The 21489-nt window shown below is 66.7% G+C and carries 18 protein-coding genes; 7 read left to right on the plus strand and 11 right to left on the minus strand.

What is annotated here, in order from left to right; translation table 11 throughout:
• The first annotated feature begins 8 nt into the window (after positions 1–8).
• Positions 9–512: a DUF1003 domain-containing protein gene (locus I4Q42_RS10885; protein WP_198576095.1), complete on the plus strand. Its 504-nt coding sequence runs from the start codon at positions 9–11 to the stop codon at positions 510–512.
• Positions 513–647: 135 nt separating this feature from the next.
• Here the strand turns inward: I4Q42_RS10885 and I4Q42_RS10890 are convergent, their stop codons facing one another.
• Positions 648–2390 (minus strand): putative bifunctional diguanylate cyclase/phosphodiesterase, encoded by a 1743-nt coding sequence (locus I4Q42_RS10890; RefSeq protein WP_198576096.1) that lies wholly within the window; start codon positions 2388–2390, stop codon positions 648–650.
• A gap of 1134 nt (positions 2391–3524) precedes the next feature.
• On the opposite strand from I4Q42_RS10890, the gene I4Q42_RS10895 reads away from it, so the two are divergent.
• Complete coding sequence (locus I4Q42_RS10895) at positions 3525–3884, plus strand: hypothetical protein (RefSeq protein WP_198576097.1); 360 nt, start codon at positions 3525–3527, stop codon at positions 3882–3884.
• Between the two features lie 117 nt (positions 3885–4001).
• Here the strand turns inward: I4Q42_RS10895 and I4Q42_RS10900 are convergent, their stop codons facing one another.
• Complete coding sequence (locus tag I4Q42_RS10900) at positions 4002–4646, minus strand: arylesterase (RefSeq protein ID WP_198576098.1); 645 nt, start codon at positions 4644–4646, stop codon at positions 4002–4004.
• Positions 4647–4703: 57 nt separating this feature from the next.
• Here I4Q42_RS10900 and I4Q42_RS10905 point away from each other — a divergent pair, with 57 nt between their 5' ends.
• Positions 4704–5393, plus strand: coding sequence for an ABC transporter ATP-binding protein (locus tag I4Q42_RS10905; protein ID WP_198576099.1), 690 nt, complete (start codon positions 4704–4706; stop codon positions 5391–5393).
• Positions 5390–7909: an ABC transporter permease gene (locus tag I4Q42_RS10910; RefSeq protein ID WP_198576100.1), complete on the plus strand. Its 2520-nt coding sequence runs from the start codon at positions 5390–5392 to the stop codon at positions 7907–7909. Before I4Q42_RS10905 ends, I4Q42_RS10910 begins: the two co-directional genes overlap by 4 nt.
• A 1631-nt stretch (positions 7910–9540) precedes the next feature.
• On the opposite strand, the gene I4Q42_RS26705 is transcribed toward I4Q42_RS10910, so the two are convergent.
• From I4Q42_RS26705 to I4Q42_RS10930, 5 genes are all read right to left on the minus strand, one after another.
• Positions 9541–9732, minus strand: a complete 192-nt coding sequence (locus tag I4Q42_RS26705; protein ID WP_456298602.1) for a DUF7168 domain-containing protein — start codon at positions 9730–9732, stop codon at positions 9541–9543.
• Positions 9733–10746: 1014 nt separating this feature from the next.
• A complete protein-coding gene (locus I4Q42_RS10915) occupies positions 10747–11244 on the minus strand; it encodes an RES family NAD+ phosphorylase (protein ID WP_198576101.1) in 498 nt (165 codons plus the stop codon).
• A 9-nt stretch (positions 11245–11253) separates the two neighbouring features.
• Positions 11254–11604 carry an antitoxin Xre/MbcA/ParS toxin-binding domain-containing protein gene (locus I4Q42_RS10920; protein ID WP_198576102.1) on the minus strand — a complete coding sequence of 117 codons (351 nt, stop codon included), beginning with the start codon at positions 11602–11604 and terminating at the stop codon, positions 11254–11256.
• 182 nt (positions 11605–11786) lie between these two features.
• On the minus strand, positions 11787–14813 hold the full coding sequence (locus tag I4Q42_RS10925; protein ID WP_198576103.1) for an ATP-binding protein: 3027 nt from the start codon (positions 14811–14813) through the stop codon (positions 11787–11789).
• 83 nt (positions 14814–14896) lie between these two features.
• Positions 14897–15712, minus strand: a complete 816-nt coding sequence (locus I4Q42_RS10930; RefSeq protein WP_198576104.1) for a PAS domain-containing protein — start codon at positions 15710–15712, stop codon at positions 14897–14899.
• 456 nt (positions 15713–16168) lie between these two features.
• On the opposite strand from I4Q42_RS10930, the gene I4Q42_RS10935 reads away from it, so the two are divergent.
• Positions 16169–16480: a hypothetical protein gene (locus tag I4Q42_RS10935; RefSeq protein WP_198576105.1), complete on the plus strand. Its 312-nt coding sequence runs from the start codon at positions 16169–16171 to the stop codon at positions 16478–16480.
• A 257-nt stretch (positions 16481–16737) separates the two neighbouring features.
• Here I4Q42_RS10935 and I4Q42_RS10940 read toward each other — a convergent pair whose 3' ends face one another.
• Positions 16738–17208, minus strand: coding sequence for a hypothetical protein (locus I4Q42_RS10940; protein ID WP_198576106.1), 471 nt, complete (start codon positions 17206–17208; stop codon positions 16738–16740).
• On the opposite strand from I4Q42_RS10940, the gene I4Q42_RS10945 reads away from it, so the two are divergent.
• Together I4Q42_RS10945 and I4Q42_RS10950 are read left to right on the plus strand one after the other, a co-directional pair.
• Positions 17207–17374, plus strand: coding sequence for a hypothetical protein (locus tag I4Q42_RS10945; RefSeq protein WP_198576107.1), 168 nt, complete (start codon positions 17207–17209; stop codon positions 17372–17374). The genes I4Q42_RS10940 and I4Q42_RS10945 overlap by 2 nt on opposite strands.
• Before the next feature lie 64 nt (positions 17375–17438).
• Positions 17439–17702, plus strand: a complete 264-nt coding sequence (locus tag I4Q42_RS10950) for a DUF2188 domain-containing protein (protein WP_198576108.1) — start codon at positions 17439–17441, stop codon at positions 17700–17702.
• 207 nt (positions 17703–17909) lie between these two features.
• Here the strand turns inward: I4Q42_RS10950 and I4Q42_RS10955 are convergent, their stop codons facing one another.
• The 3 genes from I4Q42_RS10955 to I4Q42_RS10965 all read right to left on the minus strand — a co-directional run bounded on the left by I4Q42_RS10955 (position 17910) and on the right by I4Q42_RS10965 (position 21325).
• Positions 17910–18617, minus strand: a complete 708-nt coding sequence (locus tag I4Q42_RS10955; RefSeq protein ID WP_198576109.1) for a MarC family protein — start codon at positions 18615–18617, stop codon at positions 17910–17912.
• 114 nt (positions 18618–18731) lie between these two features.
• Positions 18732–19241 carry a DedA family protein gene (locus tag I4Q42_RS10960; protein ID WP_198576110.1) on the minus strand — a complete coding sequence of 170 codons (510 nt, stop codon included), beginning with the start codon at positions 19239–19241 and terminating at the stop codon, positions 18732–18734.
• Positions 19238–21325, minus strand: a complete 2088-nt coding sequence (locus I4Q42_RS10965; RefSeq protein ID WP_198576111.1) for a gamma-glutamyl-gamma-aminobutyrate hydrolase family protein — start codon at positions 21323–21325, stop codon at positions 19238–19240. Before I4Q42_RS10965 ends, I4Q42_RS10960 begins: the two co-directional genes overlap by 4 nt.
• Positions 21326–21489 lie beyond the last annotated feature (164 nt).

The raw sequence follows: 21489 nt of genomic DNA on the forward strand, positions 1-21489 counted from the left end.
GTGGCGACATGGCCCGGCATGTCGAAGATTCTGTTGAAGCCGTCGCCAAGCTTCATCGCGAGCACTACGGCAGCGCCACGGGACTCCAGCGATCCATCGACAAGGTGACAGAGCGGCTTGGACGGCCCGCAACGCCCTTGGTCGTGATGGCCGTCGTGATCGGCTGGGCGACATATGCGTCATTGCGGGGCGGCGGCGGTGTCGATCAGCCAGCGTTCGCCTGGCTTGAGCTGGCCGCGACCGTCGCCGCCTTCCTGGTTTCGATCCTGATCCTGGTCACCCAGCGGCGCGAAGACCAATTGGCCGACCGACGTGCTCAGCTTACGCTGGAGCTGGCGCTGCTGGCCGATCGCAAGAGCGCCAAGATCATTCAGCTTCTCGAGGAGTTGCGCCGCGATCAGCCTGACGTGACAGATCGTGTCGATACCGAATCCGACGACATGTCCAAACCGACGGATCCAGAAGCCGTCGCGGCCTCGATCGCCGACAAGTCGGGCGACGAGCGGAGCTGACCAGTCGACTGCACGTCGGCGGCCGCCGACACTTTGGCGGGCCCTGTCGCGGCGACTGTCAGGAGCAGGTCTCAGACCAGCGAAGAACGGCCGATTGCCCAATCGTTGCTGATGCTCGCCCGTCCACGCTTAAGTCTAGGCTCCAAACGCCTTCACGAAGGCGGCGACCTGGGCGGCCGGCATCGGCTTGGCGAAATGGTAGCCCTGGACTTGGTCGCAGCCATAGGCGGTGAGGGCGGCCAGTTGCTCGGGTTTCTCGACGCCTTCGGCGACAACCTTCATGCCCATGCTGGCGCCCAGATTGATCACGGCGCGGACGATCGCGTCGTCTTCGACGTTCTGGACGAAAGACTTGTCGATCTTCAGCCGGTCGACCGGAAACTGGCGAAGGTTGGCGAGTGACGCGTAGCCGGTGCCGAAGTCGTCCAGCGCGATGAGCACACCGGCCGCGTGCAACTCGCACACCGTCTCGGCCACGACGTCGGCGCCCCAACCCATATAGACATTCTCCGTGACCTCGATGGTCAGCTTGTCGGCCGGAACCTTCCAGGCGGCGAGCTTCTCGGCGATGTCCTTGGCCAGGCGCCCGGTTCTGAACTGCTCACTGGAGATGTTGACGGCCACCCGGCCAAACTCGACGCCCTCGTCGATCCAGGCGCGCATTTGGCCGAGCGCTCGCTCGAAGGCGACCTCGCCCAGCTGCAGAGATAGGTCAGTGTCCTCAAAGGCGGCCATGAAGGCGGCCGGCGGTAGCACGCCCTGCTCGGGATGGTTCCAGCGCATCAGGGCCTCAAACCCCGCGACGCGGTTGGCTTCCAGGTCCACGACCGGCTGATAGTAGAGATCAAACTCGCCCTGGGCGATGGCTAAGCGCACCTCGCGCAAGAGCTCGATGCGCTGTTCGACCTGAGTGCGCATCGACGGCTTGAAGATCACGCAGCGGTTGCGGCCCCCCGACTTGGCCTCGTACAGCGCCACGTCGGCGTTCTTGAGGAGATGCAGCGGGTCGGCGTCGGGGTCGTCGTGGATCGCCGCGCCCAGGCTGGCGCTGATTGTGAAGCTGCGGCCGGCGTGCTCCACGGGCTTGCGCAGTTGGGTCTGCAGCACCTCGATCGGTCGAAGCAGGTCGTCTGGTCCAGCGAGGCCGCGTAGCACAACGGCGAACTCGTCGCCGCCCAAACGCGAGACGGTGTCACCGCGCCGAAAGGCCTTGCCCAAGGTCTTGGCCAAGTTGAGCAGCAGCGCGTCGCCGGCGTCGTGGCCCAGGGTGTCGTTGATGTCCTTGAAGTGGTCGACGTCGATCATGATGACGCCGAACATCTCGCCGTCGCGTTCAGCGGCTTGGACCGCATCATCGAAGCTGCGCTGAAATTCGGTGCGATTGGGCAGGCCGGTCAAGGTGTCGCGGTAGGCCAGAAACTCGATCTTGGCGGACGCGGCGATCCGATCGGTGATGTCCTCATGGGTGGCGACGTAGCCGCCGTTCTCGATCGGCGTATGGGAGATCCGAATGGTGCGTCCATCAGCCAGGGCCAGCTCGCCGACGATCGATTGACCGGGCTTGGCTTCGGCGCTGCGGGCCAGATAGTCGCTTACGCCCGAGATCGGACCTTGCCCGGTCGAGAAGCCATGCGCGAGGATCGCCTCGCGCGTCGTTCCAGGCTCGATCAAGTTCTGAGGCAGTCTGTACATCGTCGCGAAGGCCGGGTTGCACAGGATGAGTCTGGCGTCGCTGTCCAGCATGCACAGCCCATGGGGCATGTTGCTCAGGGCCGCGGCGAGCAGCTCGTTTTGCTCGGCCAGCTTCGTTCGCCCGGACTCGCTCCGGCTCCGGCGGGAGACATGACGATCCAGGGCGTAAACATTGGAAGACGACATCGACGTTCAATCCTCAACTCTGACGAGGACCATGCGTGGGTCATCGCTAACAACTTGTCGCCAAGAGGACGTGGCCATCTGTCGCAGAGTTTGACAGGTAACCATGAACATCGAGGCAGAGCCGAAGCGTTGGCGTGGAAGATATTTAATGTCGGATCGTCGACAAAACCCGAAGAGTCTATGCACTTGCCGGGTTGTAGGGTTTCATTACGCCGAAAGCGCTTCCGGAGACCACGTGCGCCAGCCCGATCGCCATGTTCATCGACATGGTGATCCCCGCCATTGCCTTCCTGCCGCCGTGCGCTGTGGGCCTCGCAGCTCGGGCGCGCGACCTGGATATGCCAATGTGCAACGGTATCGAACATACGAGCTCTTCCGATAATCTTTGTTAGGCGAAAAGACTATATGCAGAATTCTCTCAATTAAATCAGTCCTCTGTAGAGAATTCTGAACCGACTCCAACTATTTTATCAGAAATTAGGCAATTGTGTGGACGCAAATTAACTTGCAAAGATCCTTGCTTAGGGCATTCTAGGCCTAAATCAGCCCCTATGTGCAGAGATGTTAAAACAGCTTCCCAAGCGCCAATACCGCATCATACAAGTCGTGTACTTGGTCATCGTGGTCGCAATCTTTGGTATTTCATTTTGTCTCATCCGCGGCTGGCCATTCAGTGCTGAAACCTTTGTTTGGGGCGCCACTCTTCGCGTTTGGGGTTTTGGGCTGACGGCCTCGGCTCTAATTCACGCGCTTTTTCTCCTATTCCGCGCTCTGCTTAGGCCAGGCAAGCCAACCTGGTGGGGTTGAACGAAACGAAGTCCTCCCAACATCCTCAGCGAACAAATCTCATCGGAAATATAGGAGCCGGACGCCCGCGCTATGTAGGCTTCTAAGCTTGACTGCGCCGGCCTGGATGATTGCCGTCTTATTCTGGGAATGAACACTCTGTCCCACGTTTTTGCTCTGAGGCTGGGGAGCGCTTGGTGGGCCAGTGATCCTGGTGGGCGACCCTCTCCCTATCCACGGCGCAACTGCCGAACGGTGTCCGCCAGCATCTCGGTCAGGTCGGGAAGATCGATGCGCGCCGCGACCGATGATAGATGATCGCACGGCGCTGAAGGACGCTCTGGAGGGGTGGGCAGCTTCATCGACACTGCGCACAGGGATGCTGCCTTCCTGACCTCGGTCGTCAAGGAGGCGGATCTGCAGCAAATGTTGGCCCAGCATCTACGCGCCCGGGACCTAGACGTGACCGAAGGCGCGGAGAGGTTGGGCGGCGAAACCGACCCGATCATCTTCCGCCGCCTTCTGATCGAGAACAAGATCGCCGGTGAAACAGCCGATCCGTTCGCCGCCAAGCCGACCGCGCCCAACCAGGGAAACCGCTACGCCACGGCCATCGCGTCTCCGCTTCATCGTGTTGACCGGCTATACTCTCAAGCTGGCCAGCCGGATTGTCGGGATGACCGATTCCTTGCGCGTGGAGCGCATTGAGGGCCTGCAGCGCACCGCCGTCGTCGTGCATGCGGTCGTGCCGTACGGCATGCCGACGCCGTCACGTGAGAAGATCTCGGGCGCCTGAAGCCTGATCTTCTGCTAGCTTCAGAGGATCTAGCTCGCCCGCGCCCCGAGCGCCTTGGCTACGATCGGCGCCAAGGCCTCGCCGATTCGTCTGGCTCCGCCCGCATTGGGATGGAGGCCGTCCCGCTGCATGAGGGCGGCATTCGTGTTCACCCCGGCAAGGATGTTGGCGTAGAGCGGCACGCCGAACTCGCGCGCAAGGCTGGCGTAGATCGCGTTGAACTCGCGGGCGTAGGCCGCCCCGATGGCCGGCGGCGCGCCGACGCCGACCAGGACCGCGCCGATCTTCCGCGCCTTCAGCTTCTGGAGGATGCCGCGCAGGTTGGCCTTGGTCTGGGCGGGTTCCACGCCCTGCAGCAGGTCGTTGCCGCCCAGGGCGACGACGCAGATCCTGGTGTCGGCCGCGACGCTGAAGCCGACCCGCGCCAGCCCGCCGGCGCTGGTGTCGCCCGAGACGCCCGCCGCCCGGACCATCGCCGGTACGCCCAGCCGGCCTAGGGCGGCCTGCAGCTGCGCGGGCATGGCGTCACGCGCCGGCAGGCCCAGGCCCGCGGTGATCGAGTCGCCCAGGACGGTTACGACAGGCGGCTTGGGAGCAGCGGCGATCTGGGTCAGCAGGCCCAGGCCGAGCAAAAAACGACGACGGCTTGGAAAACGCTGTGCGGTCGGGTCCATGCCTTTCTATGTAGGCTGACCGCCGGCCGAACAAGGGTCGGCCTCGCAGGAAACACCATGCCCGACGACGTCTCGCCCCCGGCTCCCCCCCTGGCCCTGAGCGCCGTCGCCCTGACCCTGCCTTCGGCCGCTGGACCGGTGAACATCCTGCGGGGCGTCGACCTGACGGTGAACGTCGGCGAGCGGGTGGCCGTGGTCGGCCCGTCGGGCTCGGGCAAGTCGTCGCTGATCGCGGTCGCGGCCGGCCTGGAAGACCCCACCGCGGGCGCGGCTCACCTGTTCGGCCAGGACCTGGCGACGCTGAACGAGGACGGCCGGGCCCGGCTGCGGCGCGGCCGGACCGCATTGGTGTTCCAGTCTTTCCACCTGTTGCCCAACATGACCGCCGAGGAGAACGTCGCCACGCCGCTGGAGATCGCCGGAGCCGACGACGCCCTGGCGACCGCCCGGGCTTGGCTGGGCCGCGTGGGCCTGTCGGCTCGCCTTACCCACTATCCCCACCAGCTGTCGGGCGGCGAGCAGCAGCGCGTCGCCCTGGCGCGCGCCCTGACCGTGCGCCCCGCCCTGCTGTTCGCCGACGAGCCGACAGGCAACCTGGACAGCGTCAGCGCCACGTCCGTCGCGGACCTGATGTTCAACCTCGTCGCCGAGGTCGGGGCGGCCCTGGTCATGGTCACGCACGACCAGGCCCTGGCCGCCCGCGCCGACCGCATCGTGCGGATGGCCGACGGGCGCATCGCTTCGTGAGGCCGCCCCTTGCCTTCCGCTTGGCCGCCCGCGAGCTGCGTTCTGGCGTGCGCGGCTTTCGAATCTTTCTAGCCTGCCTGGCGCTGGGCGTGGCGGCCATCGCCGCCGCCGGCTCGACCGCCGAGGCCTTCCGCCAGGGTCTGGCCAGCCAGGCCCGCGAGATCCTCGGCGGCGATCTATCATTCTCGGCCGAGAACCGCGACTTCACCGAACAGGAGCGCGCGGCCTTCGACAAGCTGGGGGTCACGACCTACGCCGCCTCGGCGCGCGCCATGGCCCAGACGCCAAACGGCGAGCGCCGCCTGGTGAGCCTTCGCGGCGTGGACGCGCGCTTCCCCTTGGCGGGCGCGGTGACCCTGGAGGGCGGGCCCAACCTTGCGACCGCCCTGGCCGACCGTGACGGCCTGCCCGGCGCGGCGGTGGAGACGGCGCTGCTGGACCGGCTGCACCTGAAGATCGGCGACCGGTTCGAGGCCGGCCCCATCACCCTGGTCGTGCGGGCTAAGCTGATCAGCGAACCCGACGGGCTGTCGCGCGGCTTCTCGATGGCGCCGCGCCTGCTGGTCCGCCGCGACGTCCTGGAACGGTCCGGCCTGCTGGCGCCCGGCGGCCTGTCCGGACGGGCCGTGCGCATCGCCCTGGCGCCGAACCAGGACCCGCGCGCTGTCGGCAAGGCCGTGCAGGCGGCGCTGCCGGACTCGCACCTGCGGGTCCGTGACCGTCTCGATAGCGCGCCCGGCGCGCGACGGCTAATCGACCAACTGGAATACTTCCTCGGCTTCATCGGCCTGGCGTCGCTGGTGGCCGGCGGCCTGGGCGTGGCCGGCGCGGTTTCGGCCTATCTGTCGTCCCGGGAGCCGGACATCGCCGTGCTCAAGGCCCTCGGCGCGGAGAGCGGCCTGATCCGCGACCTTCACCTGATCCAGATCGCGGCGCTGGCCCTGCTGGGCGTGACGATCGGCCTGGTTGTCGGGGCGCTGGCGCCGCTGGTCTTGGGTCAGTTGGCCGGCGCCAGCCTGCCGATCCCGGCGCTATTCAAAGTCTATCCGTGGCCCCTGGCCAAGGCTGGGCTGTTCGGCATGCTGGCGGCGGCCGCCTTTTCGCTGCTGCCGCTGGCGAGAGCCCGGGCCACTCCGCCCTCGGCGCTGTTTCGCCGTGCGCCCAAGGCCCGCCTGCCGCTCGGGTTCGAGACGCTCGGCGCGGCCCTTTCGGGCGCCGGCCTGGCGGCCTTGGCCGTGGCCACCGCGCCGACCCCGCTGGCGGCGGCGATCATGATCGCGGGCGTTCTGGTCGCCTTCGGCCTGCTGGCCGTGCTCGGCCGCTCGGCCGCGTGGCTGGCGGGAAGGGTTCGCGGCCTGACGCGCGGTCCCGCCAAACTGGGCCTCGCCAACCTGGCCGGACCGCGCTCGGCGGCGCGGACCGCCAGTCCCGCCATCGGCCTGGGCGTGGCCCTCCTGGCCTGCGTGGTGCTGATCCAATCGGCGTTGCTGGCCCAGGTCAGCGACGTGGCCCCGCGCACCGCCCCGGCCATGATCTTCACCGAGATCCCCGGCGACCGCGCCGCCGCCTTCGACGCCGCCGTGGCCGGGGTGACGGGCCCGCTGCGTGCGGACGCCTATCTGCGCATGCCTTTCGCCACGGGCCGGATCATCGCCCTCAAGGGCAAGCCGATCGACACCAAAACCATCAAGGCGTCCGAGCGCTGGGCCTTCGACAACGATCTCAGCCTGTCGCTGCTGGCCAGAGAGCCAAGCAACGGCGGCGTGGTCGCCGGCCGTTGGTGGCCGGCGAACGACGCCGGTCCGCCGAAGGTGGCGCTGAGCGCCGAGATCGCCCAGGCAGCCGGCCTCAAGGTCGGCGACACGATCACCGTGCTGGTTCTGGGCCGCGAGATCGAGGCGCGGATCGCGGTGCTGCGCAAGGTCGACTTTGGCGGCTTCGGGCCCAACTTCAACCTGATCTTCAACCCCGCGACCCTGGAGGGCGCGGAGCTGCGCAGCGTCGCGATCGCCCGCCTGAGCCGCGGCCAGGAAGCGGCCCTGACCCGCCGGCTCGGCGAGGCCTTTCCAGGCGTCAACGTGATCAGCGTCCGCGAGCAGCTGGACGCCGCGGCCGCCCTGTTCGACCGCCTGGCCTTGGCCGTTCGTGGCGCGGCAGGCGTCGCCGGCTTGGCCGGCCTGCTGGTGCTGGTCGGCGCCATCGCCGCTGGAGCGCGCGCCCGCGCCCGCGAGGCCGCGACCCTGAAGGTTCTGGGCGCCACGCGCGGTCAGATCCTGCTCGCCTATGTCATCGAGTATGGCGCGGTCGGGCTGATCGCCGGCGCGGCGGGCGTGCTGCTCGGCTTCGCCGCCGCCTGGCCGGTGGTCGTCAAGGTGTTCGAGGCCAGCTGGAGCGTCGACTGGAGCGGTGTATTGCTGCTGCTGGCGGGCGCGATCGGCCTCGCGACCTTAGGCGGCCTGATCGCCGCTGGTCTGGCGCTGTCGCAACGCTCGGCGCCGGTGTTGAGAGGCGACTAGATGTCAAATTTTTTGCCAGTGATAGTTGCCTTGCCATCCTGGATCATCAGCTCGTTTGCAGCGTGAGAAAATACCCGAGGCGCTTCGACCCGAGTTTGCGTACGCCAAGGTCCGCTGCCACTCTTAGCAGGCCTATCCACCGGCTGTTCGCGGCAATGGCAGAGCCGGACGCCGACCGCAGCGACAGTTGCCCGATCCGCCGGCTAAATGCAGGCGTGTCAGCCATAATAACCACGCCCCCTAGGAATTTTGAGCTAGCACTGGATAACATTTCCATCGGGATCGAATGATGCCTACTACCCCTGCATATTATGCAAATGAACCTTCACCATCATTATAGAAACTTCAATCACGGTGATGGGATCGACATGAAAGCGTCACGCTTCCACCCAAATCACCAGTACTTCTATAGTCGACTTGTAGGCTTTCGTTTAGGACTCGTCTCTCTCGAGAGATCCTATCGCTACCCTCACGCCACCCGTGTGCCATCCGCTTTCCGGTTGAATAGAATTTAATACTTCAGCAATATTCTCCGCCGTATATTGCTTACAGGCATGGCTGCAGGCACCCCATTTTGCGGCACCATACATTAGCAAGCGGCGGCAGCTTGTAATTCTATCGTTCCGTAACTGCACATATGAAATCCGCTTCGTAATCACGAGCGCAGCCCTCAGTACAAGGGCGGGGCGAGATATACCAAGATCTTCAAGAATGAAACGCCGGTGACTTGCAAGGACAGTTCAGGCCGTTGGCCTCCTGCGCACCAATGTTAACGAATCCGGGAACGACTCTCAATCACGGATCATTGAGCATTTCGGCCCGCTCACACCCGGCGAATACGAGGTTATCCGGGCCTGATCGGGCTATCGATAGTGACCCCCCGTCCCTTCGTGCAGCCGGTTCCAGCGGTGCTGCACGAAGGGACGAGGCTCCGACCGAGCAAAGGATAGGGTTCTTGCTCGGCCGGATATGCGCGGCCGATCCAGGGGGGGAACGGTGCGCACGCCCCACGCTAGCGCTTAGCGTGTGTCTGTACCAGGGGGACTCTCCCTGGTCGCGGACGCGCGTTACAGAATGCTGAGCGGCGCAGCTTGTTCCCGCCGCGCTCCGGCTTCGGTAAGCGCGCTTGGCGGGCGAGGCCGGGTCCGAGAACGTTCTCGTTTGGGCGAACGCAGCGCCCCCGGCTTTAGCCGGGCCATTTTCGAATTTTGAAGGGGTCTGCGGGCCGCTCCGCTCAGCCAAATTTCCCGCCTAGCGCTCTTCACTGGCCACCGTAGTTATTCGGTTCCCGCTCCTCTGGGGGTGATGGCCAAGGACACGCCCGCGGTGCCGCCAGCGTCGTATGCGTCTAGCGATACCATGCGAGTAGGGTGACGCACTGTCTCGAGCTTCAGATCGAGCCTGTCGAGTTCGGCGTAAACGACCGCTGACTTGAGAACGACAAGATGACGCCTAGCGTCGGTGTTGGCTTGATCCCGACCAGCCTTCATGGCGGTCAAATTTCTTCGCGATCGACGCCACCATTCCCAGGGTGAAGACGCATTCGCCATGTGCCGGTCTTGATGTCGAAGCTGCTGATAAAACCTGCTTGTTTTTGCAGCGGCCAAGCTCTGACCGAACGGCTAGATCGATCAGTTCGTCAGGTAGTGCGCGGCTTCGACATCAGACCGGCGACCAAAGAATACGTAGCGCGGGTCGCCCGCGGGGGTCTTTTCGCGCCAGACCCGGCAATCGCAGAAGTTCGCAACAGCGCCGATGCGCTCCTCCAGTGGTATACGCTTGTTGTGGCGTGTCCAGGCCTGTGCCGACGCCCAGCAATTCATGGGTGCGGTGCTGGTCTGCGAAGCACGAGATAGCACCCACCTCTCATCTGTCTAAAGGCCAGAGGGGATCGTAATCTGGGTCAACCGGATCAGGATCCATGTAACCCTCAGGGACGTAATCGCCCCCTTCAAACTTCACTGCGGAACCCTGCTCTAGAACCCAAGTTTGTAGCGCCGCGAAATAGTCAGATAAGTGTCGGCCTGACGCGAGATAACTTCCGTGCAATTCAATTGTCCCGTCGGCCTGGTAGTGGCCGTTGGGGCCATCCTCGAAGGCGGCATGCCAAGCCTCGAACACATCACGGCGAAGCGGGGGGATGACGGAAAACTTGAACCTATAGCCCATAACGATCTCGTTGCTTCTGAAGGCGAAGTTCGCCGTTCCGCTGCCGCAGGACTAACCGAAGTCTTTTGCCTACAATCGGACGGTCGCCGATGGGGCGACACACGAAGTAAGACCTTCGTACCAGATCTTTGTCAGGCGCGCCCTCGGCCTGGTGAACTCGGCGCCAGTGGTTGACGCTCGAAATGGCGGGACCGCAATCGGGAGATGCCCCTGAACATCGTCCCTCACTCTACGGACTTGGACTTCGGGATCGGCCCGCGACACCCACGATCTGCGTGTCCGACATCCCGCCGCCGTTCAATCCAGCGGATGAGGAAACGCTTTTTGCGCATTTCCCGCCAGGTGAATGGACCAGGGCGCTCTCTGCGGGCGGTCGCGGCGCCATCGCCTCCGAGCAGGTCAGGAAGGTGACGACCTGCGTGGGTCTCCAGACGGCCTACATGCTATGCAGTTGGGAGCAGCACGTCGGAGCCAGATGGCGAAAACTCACCTGTACGCCAACATCAGAACGGAGGGCCGCGAAGTCATCCTGATCGATCAGGTCAGGAGAGCCTCGAATTCTTTTCCGATGAGTTCGCTAGTTCATCCTACCGCGACAGCTTCAGCCGACTTTAGACAGTCTGAAGTCTCGTTCTTCTCCAACATTTAGATATGTGGCGCGTGAGCCTCTATCGGGAAAGCCGACCTTCGTCGTCGATGAGCGTCAGTCGGCTCGGCGCGGCCGGCCCCCAAGTCCAGAGCACCAGGTTGAGATCGCCGGCCCCCGATCCGGGCGCGAAGCTCCGCACGAGCAGGCCCTGAAAGCCTTCGGCGACCAGGCGCTGGCTGAAGGCCTGCGTGCGCGAAATCCCATCGATTTTCATCTCGTCGCGCCATCCATTGTCGGCCAGGATCGGCGCGCTTACGCCGTGCGCGGCCAAGGCCTTATCGTCGCGGGCGTCGAAGATGCTTTCGATCTCGGCGTCGTAGGAGACCAGGGTCGTGGGCTGGAGCGCCCCGACCTGATTGGCTTCGCGAACGGCGGTCATGATCGTCAGGGCGCCATAGAGGGCCGGCGTCCCCTTGGGATTGAAGCGACCCCCATAGAGTTGCGCCCCGCGCCCAGACATCGGGTCGCGGGCGTAGACGGGATTGAGCGCTCGATAGAGCGGGCCAGCAAACTGCATGTGGGGGGCTTAAGCGTAGACGCCGGCGTCCACCGCGTCGATATAGTCAAGCACCTCATCGCCGCGCCCGTCCCGAACCAGTTGCATGGCGGTCTGCCCCGAAAAGCCGGCCAGCGGTTCTGAGCGATACCAGGCGTAGGCCATCATGGCCGAGCCGAACCTGGGCTCGACCTTGTTGACGATCTCGACCATCTCGCGAAGTCGCCGCTGGGTGCGGTCGGACCGCACGCGTTCCTTACGCTGGACTGCGTCACGGCCAAGCCCCACCGTGCGCGCGACCTCTTCGCTGGTGGTGCGGAACACGTCGGCGATCTTGCCCGGCGCGAAGAAGCCTTCGTCGGCATAGGCCTGCAGCGCCATTGCTATTTGCTCCTCGAATTCTGACGCAATATAGCGCCAGTTGATGCGGCATTCAAGGCACCCATCGGTCGCTTGGTCTCGTGACGCTAAGGCAGGGACCCGCGTTCGGGTTTGGCGGCCCGCGGCGATGGCGCGTTCAAGACGGCGTGACGTCCCATCGGCCGAGAAATTCGTCGATGTGTCTACCGACGATCCAACAGATCACGGATCTTCACCGCCAACTGCTCGAAGGTGAAGGGCTTGCCGATCAACTGCACGCCCGGATCGAGGCGGCCCTGATGAACGATAGCGTTTCGGGAATAGCCGGTGGTGAACAGCACCTTCAGCCCGGGCCGCAGGGCCTGGGCGGTGTCGGCGATCACTCGGCCGCTCTTGCCCGGCAGCACAACATCGGTGAACAGCAGGTCGATACGCCGGTTGCTGCGCAGCACGTCCAGGGCCTGCTCGGCGTTGATCGTCTCGATGATGCCGTAGCCAAGCTCTTGGAGGATCTGCACCGAATAGGCGCGCACGTCGTCATTGTCCTCGACCACCAGCACGACCTCGCCGTCGACGCCGCTTGGGGCCGTTTCCGGGCCGGCCGCCTTTTGCGGCGCGGCGACCGCGTGGTGGCGCGGGAAGTAGAGCTTCACCGTCGTGCCCTGCCCTTCCTCGCTGTAGACCGTCACGTGGCCGCCCGACTGCTTGACGAAGCCGTAGACCATCGACAGGCCCAAACCGGTGCCGCGACCGACCTCCTTGGTCGTGAAGAACGGCTCGAACACCCGCGCCAAGGTCTCGCGCGACATGCCCGAGCCGCTGTCGCTGACGGAGATCATCACATATTGGCCGGGAATGACCTCGGCGTCCTGGGCGGCGTAGTGATCGCTCAGCTCGGTATTGGCCGTCTCGATCGTCAGCTTGCCGCCTTCGGGCATGGCGTCGCGGGCGTTGACCGCCAGGTTGATCAGCGCGCTTTCCAGCTGGTTCTGGTCGGCCTCGACCGACCAGAGCCGCGGCGCCAGCACGCCTTCCAGCTCGATCTGTTCGCCCAGGGTTCGGTGCAGCAGATCGGTCATGTCCCGCACGAGGATGTTGAGATCGAGCGGCTTGGGCTCGAGCGGCTGGCGGCGCGAAAAGGCCAGCAGGCGACTGGTCAGGCCCGCCGCGCGCTGCGCGCCCTGCAGGGCCATGTCCAGCGCCCGCTTGGCCCGGGCCTCCTCGGCCGCGCCGGCGCGCCGCAAGGTCTCCAGGCCGCCGATGATCACCGTCAGCAAATTGTTGAAGTCGTGGGCGACGCCGCCGGTCAGTTGGCCGACCGCTTCCATCTTCTGGGCCTGACGCAACGCCTCCTCGGCCTGCATGCGCTGGGCCAATTCCTCGGCGACGCGCTGCTCCAGATCGCGGTTGAGCGCCAGGAGATCCCGCTCGGCGCGGCGCAAGTCGGTGACGTCGACGATCACGCCGGCCAGCAGGCGAACCTTGCCAGGACGCGTATGCAGGTCGCCGAACGCCATCACGTCGCGTTCCTCTCCCGCGCCGGTCACCCGATACTCGGCATGGAAATGGGACCCGTGCTCCACGGCCTGGGCGATCGCGCTCTGGACGCGGTCGCGATCCTCAGAATGGATCCCGCCGATGAAGGCCTGCAACGGCAGTCCGTCGCTCTCGGCGGCGGCCGGGTCGACGCCGTAGAGCCTGGATACGGACCCCAGGACCGCGACGCTGTCGCTGTCGATTTCCCACTCGAACACGCCCACGCCACCCGACGACAGGGCCAGGCGCAGGCGGTCCTCGCTGATCCGGAACCGTTGCTCGCTGGCCCAGACGGCGCGGTCGGCCCCGCGCCGAATTGCGGCCATCTGAACGTTGGCGTTGACCCGGGCCAGAAGCTCGCGCGCGGCGAACGGCTTGACCAGATAGTCGTCGGCGCCGGCGTCGAGGCCCTCGATCTTGGCCTCATCGCCGGCCCGCGCCGACAGCAGGATCACCGGGACGCTGCGGGTGGCCGGATCGCCGCGAATGGCCGTCAACAGGCCAAAGCCGTCGAGCTTGGGCATCATCACATCGGTCAGCAGCAGATCGGGCGGGGCGGCGCGCGCGGCCGCCAGGGCCGCCGCACCGTCGGCGACCGCGTCGACGCGATAGCCTTGGCCCTCAAGCAGCCTGGCCACGTAGCCGCGCATGTCGGCGTTGTCGTCGGCCAGCAGGATCCGCTTGCCGTCCCGCGGCCTGGTCTCAGGGCTGGACGCGCGCCACGCGACGGGGGCCGGTTCGAGGCCATCGCCGCCAAACGCCGTGCCTGGAAGCCAGCGCGCGGCCTCCTCCAAGTAGTCGCCGATGCGGCTGGCGGGCGCAAGGAGCGCGGCCGCCCGGACCTGGTCGCTCGGCAGATGGGCGTGGCCGATCGGCAGGCTGACCTTGAAGGTTGTCCCCTCCCCTTCCACGCTCTGGACGGCGATTTGACCGCCGTGCAGACGCACCAGTTCGTGGACCAGCGCCAGACCAATGCCGCTGCCCTCGACGCTGCGGCCCTGGGCGCCCTCGACGCGGTGGAAGCGCTCGAAGAGCTTGGGGAGCTCGCCGGCTGGCACGCCGATCCCGGTGTCGCTTACCGACACCTCGACGAAGCGCCCGTCGCCGGTCGGCTCGACGGTCAGGGTGATCTTTCCCTGGAGTGTGAACTTGAAGGCGTTGGACAGCAGGTTCAGCAGGACCTTTTCCCACATCTCCGGGTCGACATAGACCGGATGCGGCAAAGGCTTGGCTTGAATATCGAGATGGAGACCGGCCTTCTCGATGATCGAACGGAAGGACGAGGCGATCTCGGCGCTGTAGGCGGCCAGATCCACCGCCGCGTAGTTGGCCCGGACGCGCCCGGCCTCGATGCGTGAAAAGTCGAGGAGGCTGTTGACCAGTCGCAGCAGCCGGCCGCCATTGCGGCTGGCGAGACTCACCTGTTCTCGGACCTCCGGCGTCAACGCGCCGGCGAGGAGCTCTTCGAGCGGCCCAAGCATCAGGGTCAGGGGCGTGCGCAACTCGTGGCTGACATTGGAGAAGAACGTGGTCTTGGCGCGATCGAGCTCGGCGAGGATCTCGGAGCGCCGACGTTCGGCTTCATAGGCCTCGGCGCTGGCGATCGCCGAGGCGATCTGGCCGGCCGCCAGGCTCAGGAAGCTGCGGTAGGTCTCGTCGATGGCGCGATAGGGGCTCAGGCCCACGATCAACACGGCTTGGCGACCTGTGTCCCCGGCGCTCGCGAGCGGCAAGGCCATCGCCTGGTTTGACGGACGATCCCACGCGCCCTTCTCCCTCAGGCCAGGGCCGCCAGGTCGACCGTTACGGCGGCCCCGCCCGCGAGCGCTTGGCCGATCGGCCAGATCGCCGCATCGCCCAGAGCCAACGTCGCCGGCGCGACCGGGTCGCCCGGGCTCACACCGGTGGCCGCGGCCAGTTCGGCCTGCTCCGCGCCAGGCTCCACGACATAGAGAAGGGCGAAGGTCACATCATGACGATTGCGCGCCAGGGCCTTGGCGGCCTGGTCGCAGGCCTCGCGCCAGTCCTTGGCCGTGGCCGTCTCGGCCGCCAGATCCCGCAGCAAGGCCAGCTGCCGCTCGCCGATCACCCGCTGAGTGTCGTCGCTGTTGGCGCAGATGATGCCGCCGGGCAGCCCGTCGTCCCCGCGCACCGGGCTGTAGGAGAAGGTGTAGTAGGTCTCCTCCGGGTAGCCGTTGCGCTCCATGATGAGGAGCTGTTCCTCGACAAAGGTGCCCTCGCGGCCGCCCATGGCCGTTTCGAGCATCGGGCCAATGTCAGGCCAGATTTCGCTCCAGACCTCGCGGGTCGGCCGCCCCAGCGCCCAGGGGTGCTTGCCGCCGATGATTGATTTGTACGGATCGTTGTAGAGGTAGGTCAGCTCTGGACCCCAGCCGACCCAGATCGGTTGGCGCGAGGTCAGCATGATGCCCACCGTGGTCTTCAGACTTTGCGGCCAGTGCTCAGGCGGACCCAGCGGCGTCGCGGACCAGTCGTGAGCGCGGATCATAGCGCCCAGCTCGCCGCCTCCCGCCAGGAAGCTGAGGGCGCGATTGTCCAGAGTCTTAGTGGACAGACTGTCCTGGCCGATCATGGACGGCCGATCCGCCGGGCGATGGCGTTCGCGCACGCTCGCAGCGGCGGGACCCCAGAGCGCGGACGCCCGAACGCGACCAGACCCCATAAGGCCATGCTATCCCCCTCGCAGTCACGCCGACACCTGCCCCGCGCCAAGGCGCGCAGCCTCACGGTGAAATGCGCATTGCCGCGATCCGTGCCGGATAGGCAAGCAAAATGCGGTGGATAAGTCGTCCTGGCGCCCCGTGCACGGCGGCTTGCCGGAGCCGCCGCTGGCGCGCGTCTTGAGCGCCGCGCACCGAGATTGAGCGCCTAGAGTGGCGAGCGTTGCAAGTCCAGGGGCCGCCGCCGCCTTTCGGACGCCACGGATCTGGCCAGCTCTTGGAGAAATCGAGGCCCAGGGGCGCTGAGCCATCGGCATTGGCGTCAAGCCTGGCATCCTCGGACCCTAGCCGGACCGAAAGGAACCGCCATGGGCATCGAGCAGGACATCAGAGACCTTCGCGACGATTTTCAGCTGTTGAAGGCCAGGGTCATGGGCCATGAGCTGGTCATGTCGACCACCCTGTCGCAGTTGCTCCAACTGGCCCGGAAGGGCGGCTCGGACATCGACATGGACGCCATCGTCGCGGCCATGACCGAGCGCGTCGAAAGCGGGGCGCGAGCGATTGAACGCGATGATCCCATGGGCGCGGCCGGGATCCGATCCGTGGGCGGCCAGGCCCTTCGCCTGTTGCGACCCGCCGCGGCCAAGGGGGGCGCGCGAAAAGCCGCCAGCGGCTGAGGTCGAGGTCCCCGCAGCCGGCGCAGGGACAGCGGTTCCTCGATTGACGCCAGGCGTTCGTAGGGCCGTCAGCATTGCGAATGCGCATCCCGTGCGTCGGAGCCGAAACGCAATGCGACCGCATGACCGGCCTGGGATGACAAGCCCTCGCACGGGGTGCGCCCCGGCTGATGCGGTCGCCTCCGAGCAGGGCCCAGCGCCCGCCAGCCGTGCCGGGTCGATGGCGGTCGGCGCGGCAGGCCGCGCCCAAGCGGACGTCAAGGGCCGCTTTTCGACTCCGGGACGTTGCTCTGCCTCAAGGCCGTTAGGGCCTTGTTGATTTCGGGCGCGGAAAGGGGGACGTGATGGTGGAACAAGACTTCATGGCCTGCGCGCGGGCGATCGGGCTGGAGCGACGGGTCGCCGCGTTGATCGCCGACTGCGATCGCGCGCTCGCCGCCCTGCCGAGCGGCGGCGGCGAGCGTTGGCGCGAACGGATCACCGACCAGCGCCGCCGGTTGTTGGAGCGAGACCTCGCCACCATGGTGGCCGTCACCGCGGCCCTCGCCGAGGAAACGCCGTCGCTTGCGCCGTTGGTCGCGCGCGCCATGAGCGACGCAATCCAGATCTACAGTCCGTCCAGGCGCGGCTTCGTCGGGCTGGGCGGCCAGGCGCATGATCTCCGTGGATCCAGCTTGGAGCGGGCCGCCGTCCTGAGCGTTTGGCCGCGACGCCAGGAACCCGATCATGACCAAATCCGCCGCGGCCCCGCAAGCCGATCCACCGCCGCCGGAACTCGATCCCTCCCGCGCGCCGCCGGAAATCGTCGATCCGCCGGGCCCAGACCTCGTCCCGAATGAGCCGCCGCCGCTCGATCCCGGCGATCCTCGCCCGTACGACGGGCAGACGCGCTAGCGAACCGATCCCCGCGAGCGGCGTTCAGAGCTTGACCTTGTCTTGATCGAGCGTGGGATCTGGAATGAACGCCGTCTATGTCGTGTCGCCGTTTGAGGGCGGCTGGTGCGTTAAAATCAGCCAGACGGGCGAAGTGCTGTTCTTCAAGACCGCAGGCGAGGCCGAGCGGCGGGCCAGGGCCCTGGCGTCCGCCGACCCGCAAGGCGAAGTCTGGATCCACGGCCGCGATGGCCGGCTGGTCGGTCGCTGGCTTGACGGCGCAAGCCGGCCCTCAGCGAGCCACCTGCTTGACGATGACCCCGCTCGCCAGAAGGACATGGCCGCCTAGACGTTGCGACGACGCAAACAGGCGTCGCGCCAGGGGACGCTTGCGCCCGTCGCACTCGGCCGCACCGCTCCGCAGAGGCTTTTTCGCCCCCCGGGCGCTGAGCGGGCAGTCGCGCAGACTCTGGGCGACAGCGCCGGAGCAGCGCGCTCCGAGCGTGATCATCCCGATCACGCCGGCCGACCGCTCTGCCGTCGGTTGCAGGCGCGGCTAGAGCGCGGCCTGACGCAAGCCGTCGAAGACGAACTGCACGGCGAGCGCGGCCAGCAATACCCCGGAAATCCGTCCCACGACGTCGGCGCCCGTCTTGCCCAGCCAGCGCATCAGCGGCCCGGCGATCCGCATCGCGCCATAGGTCAGGAGCAGGCAGGCCAGCAGGCTGGCGAAGACCGCCGCCTGAGCGGCAAGGGTCGTGGCCCGCCCGACCAGCAGAACCATGGCCGAAAGGCTGCCGGGTCCGGCGATCAAGGGGAAGGCCAGGGGAAAGACCGCCATGTCGTCAAGACCCTGGGCCTCGCGCCGCTCGCTGTCATTGATCGAGGACAGGCCCGGACTGGCGAAGGTCAAGGTCAAGGCCTGGAGAAAGAGCAGCGCTCCGCCGGCCACGCGGAAGGCCGCAAGCGTCACATGGAGGAGCGAGAGCACCAGACCGCCAAGCAGTCCAAAGAGGATCATCACCGCGCCGGAGATCAGCACCGAGCGTCGCGCCAGACCTTGGCGCTCGCGTCCGGATGTCGCGGCGGTCAGGCCGGCGAACACCGCGGCCGTGTCGATCGGACCGATGGTGACAAAGAGGGTGACGAAGTCGGAGGAGAGATTGGGCGTTAGAACCATGATGCAACACTGTGAAACAGAGCGTGCGGACGTGATCAGCGCCTTCAGGCCGAGGGCGCTGAGAAAAACTCGTCTCTCGGACAAGCGTTCACGAACGGAACCTGGCAGGGACGCGCGGCCGCCCGAGCTGCCTGCCGCATGCCGGGCGCCCAGTCGGGCATGGGTCCAGGCCAGCGCGACCTGCGCGAGATCGAGGCGCTAGCGCGTCGCGATCCAGCCGCCCAGGGCGCCGATGGCGACCATGGCCAGCGGCCAGGCCACGCTGGCGAGGGCGTTGGCGGCCAGGAACCGACCGCGCGGCAAGCCTGACCATCCGGCCAGACAGGGCGTCACGGTGGCCGGCGGGCCCAGGAAGCGCGCGATCAGGATGGCGGCGGCTCCATGACGCAGGAAGAGGCTTTGCGCCAACTGGCGGGCCTTGGCCGGCAAGCGCGGCGGCTGCAGGCCGCGCACGCGCAGATACAGGCCAAATTCGTAAGACGCCGCCGCGCCCAGGAAGGCGCCCGCCATCACCCAGGGCAGCAGCCCCGGTCCCAGCAGGCCGCCGCCCATGGCCGCCCCGATCGCCACCAGCACAGGGGTGATGGGCACGAAGACGCCGATGACCACCAGGGCCTCGGCGAAGGCCGCGCCGGCCAGCAAGGGCCCCAGCCAAGGCCCGCTGGTCTGGGCCAAGGCCGTCAGGCGCGCCGTCAGATCGTCCGTCACCCCCCGCCTCTCGGGTCGGGGGCCACTGCGGATCGCTCGGCGCGGCGGCGACGGGCGGCCTCGACCAGGGCCTTGAACAGCCGGCGATGGACAGGGCGATAGATCAGAAGCTCGGGGTGGAACTGAACGCCGATCCAGAATCTTCGAGAGCGATCCTCGATGGCCTGGATCACCCCGTTGTCCTGGCGCGCCGCGACCGTCAGACCCACGCCAAGCTGGTCGATCGCCTGCTGGTGGATGACATTGACCATCAGCCGACCGCGGCCGACGATCTGGCCGAACCGGGAGGTCCGCCGTACGGCCACGGCCCTGCGCGCCGTCAGCTTTTGCCAGGCCGTCGGCTTGAGGTTGGCGCCTTCAAAGGCGGCCAGGTCCATATGCAGGGCTCCGCCAGCCAGGACGTTGAGCATCTGGGCGCCGCGGCAGACACCCAGAACCGGAAGGTCGTGTCGGCGCGCCGCCAGGACCCAGGAGGCCTCCATGTCGCCACGCGCCAGGTCATAGCGATAGCCCGGCTTGGGCTGTCCTTCGAAGCTTAGCGGATAGACATCCGAGCCGCCGCCGAAGATCAGGCCGTCGATCGTCCGAGGATCGCGCGGCGCCCGCGCCGTCAAGCGAACCGCCCGTCCGCCAGCGAGCCAAACCGCCACCTTCAAGGCCAGCCACGCTGGGGTCTCGCCATGGTCGGGCATGGTGACGCCGATCGTGGGACGCCTGGAGCGGCGCGTCCTGACGCCGCCCGGGCCGGCGTCCGCGCCGGCCTCGTACGTCAGCTCATCGGGCAGGCGGCCATGCTTGACCAAGGAACTGAGCACGAACAGGGCGCCCAAGCCGACCAGGGGATCATCGTCGGCGCTCAGTTCGCTCGGCGCCTGGCGCCCTTCGGCGAGCGCCGCGCGCAGCCGCGCCGTTATCTCACCCAGGGACTGCACGCCGCTGGCTTGGCCAAGATCGCGCCGCAGGTCGGCCCACTGACCGGCGGTGAGCCGGTCGCGCAGGGCGCGCCAGGCCTGGCCCGCCGCCGCCGACCTTGGGGCCGAAGCGGCGATCTCCTCGATGGCGGCCAGAAGCCAGACACCGGGGGTCTTGGTGCGCGCGCCGATATTGGGCTGGCCCACATCGTCGAGCGGCTTGCCGATGGTTTGCAGGTAGAGGAGCCAGGGAAAATCGACCGCGGTCTGGATCGAGTGAAAAATCCCCGCCCAGAAGCGCGGATTGACCTCGATCAGCTGCGGCGCGTCGGCTGGCCCGCCGGCCCAGCGGAAATCCAGCTCGGCCAGGCCGGTCCAGGCGGTGGCGCTCAGCAATTGCTCGGTGGCGGCGCGGAAGGGCTCGGCATCGACGGTCTCGCGCATCGCGCCGGCCCCCGCCTTGCGCGGGAAGGTGGTCAGGTTGCGATAGGCCATCATGGCCGTCAGGCGTCCCTGCCTGGCCAGAACCGCTACGCAGTAGTCCTGGCCAGGCGCAAACTGCTGCAGCAAGGGCGGCGGATTGAAGCCGAGCTCCCGGGCCTGCGTGATCGCCGCGTCGGGCGAAGCGGCGATGCTGACCCCGCGACCGCCCTCGCCCGTGCTCGGCTTGACGATCAGCGGGTAGTCTCGCTCTGGCGCGATCCTGGCCAAGGCGTCGTCACTGTCGATGATCCAGGACCGGGGCGCTGGCAGGCCCGCCTGCTCGACCAGTCGTGCGAGGTGGTGCTTGGGGTGGACGAGGTCGATGCTCTTCCATTCGGGGACCGCAAGCTTGACGGTCGGTTCGAAACGGTCGCGATGGCGCGCGATCAATTCGGCTTCGGCGAACACCGGCATCAGGACATAGGGCCGGCCATCGCGCGGCGCGTAGTCCCGTACGGCCGCCTCCAGGTCGTCGAGGAATTGTTCGGGCGCGGTCCTCCAGGGCGCGACCGTGAAGGTTTCCTGCACGTGCTTGGAGAACGACAGCACCGTCAGGTCGACGTCGTCGCAGCCGATCACCTCGACCCCGCGCTGGGCCAGGGAGCGGGCGATGACCAAGGCCATCAGGCTGCGGCCATAGGTCAGGATCACTCGTCCGGCGGCGGGTGAAGCGGGTTTCTTGTCGAACACGAGGACGCCTCCAACAAAGCAACGCTTGAGCGGAAGACGCGGCCTTTGGTTCCGTGGAGCCTTGCGGCCAGAGGTCGGAAGGCCTCGCCTGCCTTGTGGCGGGGCAAGACCGACGGCGCGCCGCCGGCGGTCGACGGCCGCGCCGGACGCGAGGGCGGGGGCTG

The organism is Caulobacter hibisci, assembly GCF_016135805.1.
In the GTDB taxonomy this organism is placed as follows: domain Bacteria; phylum Pseudomonadota; class Alphaproteobacteria; order Caulobacterales; family Caulobacteraceae; genus Caulobacter; species Caulobacter hibisci.

Bases quoted from the DNA above. Each gene is read 5' to 3' on its own strand.
- I4Q42_RS10950 (WP_198576108.1), top strand. From the start codon at position 17,439: ATGAACGCCGTCTATGTCGTGTCGCCGTTTGAGGGCGGCTGGTGCGTT.
- I4Q42_RS10945 (WP_198576107.1), top strand. From the start codon at position 17,207: ATGACCAAATCCGCCGCGGCCCCGCAAGCCGATCCACCGCCGCCGGAA.
- I4Q42_RS10905 (WP_198576099.1), top strand. From the start codon at position 4,704: ATGCCCGACGACGTCTCGCCCCCGGCTCCCCCCCTGGCCCTGAGCGCC.
- I4Q42_RS10900 (WP_198576098.1), bottom strand. From the start codon at position 4,646: ATGGACCCGACCGCACAGCGTTTTCCAAGCCGTCGTCGTTTTTTGCTC.
- I4Q42_RS10920 (WP_198576102.1), bottom strand. From the start codon at position 11,604: ATGGCGCTGCAGGCCTATGCCGACGAAGGCTTCTTCGCGCCGGGCAAG.
- I4Q42_RS10890 (WP_198576096.1), bottom strand. From the start codon at position 2,390: ATGTCGTCTTCCAATGTTTACGCCCTGGATCGTCATGTCTCCCGCCGG.
- I4Q42_RS10915 (WP_198576101.1), bottom strand. From the start codon at position 11,244: ATGCAGTTTGCTGGCCCGCTCTATCGAGCGCTCAATCCCGTCTACGCC.
- I4Q42_RS10940 (WP_198576106.1), bottom strand. From the start codon at position 17,208: ATGATCGGGTTCCTGGCGTCGCGGCCAAACGCTCAGGACGGCGGCCCG.
- I4Q42_RS10930 (WP_198576104.1), bottom strand. From the start codon at position 15,712: ATGATCGGCCAGGACAGTCTGTCCACTAAGACTCTGGACAATCGCGCC.
- I4Q42_RS10935 (WP_198576105.1), top strand. From the start codon at position 16,169: ATGGGCATCGAGCAGGACATCAGAGACCTTCGCGACGATTTTCAGCTG.
- I4Q42_RS10885 (WP_198576095.1), top strand. From the start codon at position 9: ATGGCCCGGCATGTCGAAGATTCTGTTGAAGCCGTCGCCAAGCTTCAT.
- I4Q42_RS26705 (WP_456298602.1), bottom strand. From the start codon at position 9,732: ATGAATTGCTGGGCGTCGGCACAGGCCTGGACACGCCACAACAAGCGT.